Consider the following 375-nt stretch of genomic DNA (forward strand, 5'->3'; position numbering starts at 1 on the left):
TGCTGCGGGCGGCGGCCTGCACCCCGCACGACGCGGACCCCCTCGCCCAGCGCGCCACGATCGAGACGCTGGTGGGGCTGGGGGCGCGCCGGGTGGAGCTGGTGGACACGCTGATCGCGGCCGCGGTCGGCTGCGGTCTGCCCGTGGAGCAGCCCGAGGCGACCATGATCATGGTGTGCGGCGCGGCGGCCACCCAGCTCGCGGTGCTCTCCCTGGGCTCGGTGGTCAACGCCGTGCGTATCCCGGTGGGCGGCGAGGCCATCGACCACGCGATCGTGCAGCACCTGCGGCTGCGGCACGAGCTGACCCTGCCCAGCCAGTCGGTACGGCCGCTCCAACTGGCCCTGTCCGGCAACGGCCTCACCCCGCACGGCC

At 75.2% G+C, this 375-nt stretch carries 1 protein-coding gene; it reads left to right on the forward strand.

Features of this window, described 5'->3' with window-relative positions; genetic code table 11:
• On the forward strand, positions 1-375 hold a 375-nt coding region (locus AOK15_RS47650; protein ID WP_420877007.1), incomplete at both ends, for a rod shape-determining protein.

It is taken from the genome of Streptomyces ossamyceticus, from assembly GCF_001418475.1.
Classification (GTDB): domain Bacteria; phylum Actinomycetota; class Actinomycetes; order Streptomycetales; family Streptomycetaceae; genus Streptomyces; species Streptomyces ossamyceticus.